Raw genomic sequence first — 2,554 nt, 5'->3', positions numbered from 1 at the left:
ATGCGGTTGCAGACAATGGCCCAAGCTTGCAAATTACGCTTCGAGCATGGCTTGATAAGCATCGGCGTCCATCAGGTCATCCAAATCGGCGGCATCGCTCATCTCAATTTTAATCATCCAGCCCTTTCCATACGGATCCTTGTTAATCAGTTCCGGCTCGTCTTCCAAGGCGGTGTTGAATTCGAGCACTTTCCCGCCAACGGGCATAAACAGGTCGGATACCGTCTTTACAGCTTCAACGGTTCCAAAGGTATCGCCTTTGGCCAGTTCTTCGCCTTCCGTTTCTATTTCAACAAACACGATATCGCCCAATTCGCCCTGAGCAAAGTCGGTGATTCCAACGGAAACAATGTTTTCTTCAACACGAACCCATTCGTGTTCTTTGGTGTACTTTAAGTTTTCTGGCAGATTCATAATGATTGCTTGAATTGTGATTTCTTCAAAAGTAATACATTTTTCGAAAACAGAAATCGAACAAAGCTCAGCCTTTGTATTTTTTAAAATGAACTTTACTTAAATTTGCAGCAACCAAGACGGTAAAAAACATGTTTTCATTTCAAATTAACACCATTGATGAGCTTCCCCAGGCGGCCGAAGCGTTTCTAAAGCATTTTCCGAACGAACGGCTTTTTGCTTTCTACGGTAAAATGGGAGCCGGCAAAACAACCTTAATCAAGGCGTTGTGCCGTGCGCTGGGCTCTACCGACCCCATTACCAGCCCCACCTTTGCCTTGGTAAACGAATACAGCACCGCCGGCAATGAGCGCATTTTCCATTTCGATTTCTACCGGATTAAAAGCATGGAAGAAGCCCTGGACATTGGCTTTGACGACTACATTTACAGCGGAAAATACTGTATGATAGAGTGGCCTGAAAACATTGAAGATCTGCTTCCTGAAGAGATTGTGAAGGTCGAAATTGACGTGTTGGACAGTTCGGCACGTAAGATTACCGCAAATATCGTGTGATTCTTTTTGAAAGAATCGATATAAAAAGTAAATTGACCATTTAATTTTTGCTGAATGACTGAAAAAGAGCAACAATCGGAAATAAAATCGTTACTTCTCCCCAAAGAAGAAATGCTTGAAATTCGCCGCCGCGGCAAGAAAATTACCATTGGCATTCCTTCCGATTTCTCCAAAATAGAATACCGGATTCCATTGACCCCCGAAGCCGTTGAATTGTTGGTCTCTTACGGTCACGAAATTTACATTGAAAAAGATGCCGGCAAGGCAGCCAGCTACTCCGACAAGGAGTACCGTGAGGCTGGTGCTGTGGTTGTTGAAAAGCGCGAAGAAGTTTTCCAATGCGATGTCATTATCCGGGTGGCGCCTTTTGATGCGGACGAAGTGGATATGCTGCGCGGACACCAAACCCTGATTTCGAACATGCATTTGAGCAATCATTGCCAGGAAACGGTTCAGAAACTGATGAAAAAGAAGGTGACCACCATTGCTTACGAGTACATGGAGAATGAAGAAAAATGTTTGCCGGTTGTTCACCTGATGAGCCAGATTGCCGGATCGACAGCGGTTACTATTGCCAGCGAATATTTAAGCAATTCGAGAAACGGGAAAGGGGTTTTATTGGGCAGTGTCACCGGCATTTCGCCTGCCGAACTGGTGATTCTGGGAGCCAACACGGCTGCCGAATATGCCGCACGTGCAGCCCTCGGACTGGGTGTGACCGTTAAAATTTTTGATGACAACATGTTCAACCTGCAAGCCTTGGGCGATAAGCTGGGCCAGCGGATCTTTACTTCGGTTTTGTATCCGAATGTCTTGAAGAAAGCGCTGAAATCGGCCGATGTGGTGCTGGGTGCCATGTCGTTTAACTCGAATACCAAGTTTCAGGTTTCCGAAGAAATGGTGAAAGGCATGAAGGACGGCTCGGTGATTATCGACCTGAACATTGACCAAGGAGGATGCTTTGAAACCAGCAAGCCAACCGACCTTAAAAATCCAACGTACATCAAACACGGGGTAGTCCATTACTGTGTGCACAATATGGCCTCGATGGTTTCGCGTACGGCTTCCATTGCACTAAGCAACGTGCTGACGCCCATTATCATTTCGGTAGGCGAAATTGGCGGCATTCAGAATTACATTAAAAACTCGACCGGAATCCGGCGTGGCGTTTACATTTACAATGGCATTTTGACCAACAAGGATCTGGGTGAAAAACTCAACCTTCCGAGCAAAGACATTGATTTGTTGCTCGCCATTTTCTAATCATTCTTCACCAAAATCATCATGGACAGCGGAGGGACGGCCACATGCTTATCCAGCAGACAATCAATCCCTTCCAGTTCGATTTGATTCTCCCGTGCAATCACCTGCCAGTTGTGCTCGTCCAGCTGCATGGTAGTAGCTTCCTGGCGGGCATTAAAAATCAGCTGAATGGTTTTCCATCCAAACGGATTCGGATAGTCCAAAATAGAATAGGCCAACACACCTGGCTCATAGTTTTCAGAGAAATGCAGATGCTTGCGGATCTCATCAGCCGAATGCATTCGAAACGCTGCCACTTCCTTTCGAAGCAGGATCAGTCTCCG

The 2,554-nt window shown here is 46.0% G+C and carries 4 protein-coding genes; 2 read left to right on the top strand and 2 right to left on the bottom strand.

Annotation, left to right across the window (positions count from 1 at the left end; translation table 11 throughout):
* Window positions 1-33 precede the first annotated feature (33 nt).
* Window positions 34-414, bottom strand: coding sequence for a glycine cleavage system protein GcvH (gene gcvH / locus AAC033_RS18970; RefSeq protein ID WP_339741127.1), 381 nt, complete (start codon window positions 412-414; stop codon window positions 34-36).
* A 131-nt stretch (window positions 415-545) separates the two neighbouring features.
* Here gcvH and tsaE point away from each other — a divergent pair, with 131 nt between their 5' ends.
* Both tsaE and AAC033_RS18960 read left to right on the top strand, forming a co-directional pair.
* Window positions 546-968, top strand: a complete 423-nt coding sequence (tsaE, locus tag AAC033_RS18965; RefSeq protein ID WP_339741125.1) for a tRNA (adenosine(37)-N6)-threonylcarbamoyltransferase complex ATPase subunit type 1 TsaE — start codon at window positions 546-548, stop codon at window positions 966-968.
* 54 nt (window positions 969-1,022) lie between these two features.
* On the top strand, window positions 1,023-2,231 hold the full coding sequence (locus AAC033_RS18960; protein WP_339741123.1) for an alanine dehydrogenase: 1,209 nt from the start codon (window positions 1,023-1,025) through the stop codon (window positions 2,229-2,231).
* Here the strand turns inward: AAC033_RS18960 and AAC033_RS18955 are convergent.
* The coding region (locus AAC033_RS18955; protein ID WP_339741121.1) for an alpha-1,6-glucosidase domain-containing protein at window positions 2,228-2,554 on the bottom strand (327 nt) is incomplete at its 5' end. The two genes, AAC033_RS18960 and AAC033_RS18955, sit on opposite strands and share 4 nt — an antisense overlap.

The sequence above is a fragment of the uncultured Sunxiuqinia sp. genome, from assembly GCF_963974515.1.
Classification (GTDB): Bacteria; Bacteroidota; Bacteroidia; order Bacteroidales; family Prolixibacteraceae; genus Sunxiuqinia.
This window is presented reverse-complemented; position numbering and strand designations above follow the sequence as displayed.

Excerpts from the sequence above, each read along its gene's own strand:
- gcvH (WP_339741127.1), bottom strand. The coding sequence starts at position 414 with ATGAATCTGCCAGAAAACTTAAAGTACACCAAAGAACACGAATGGGTT.
- tsaE (WP_339741125.1), top strand. The coding sequence starts at position 546 with ATGTTTTCATTTCAAATTAACACCATTGATGAGCTTCCCCAGGCGGCC.
- AAC033_RS18960 (WP_339741123.1), top strand. The coding sequence starts at position 1,023 with ATGACTGAAAAAGAGCAACAATCGGAAATAAAATCGTTACTTCTCCCC.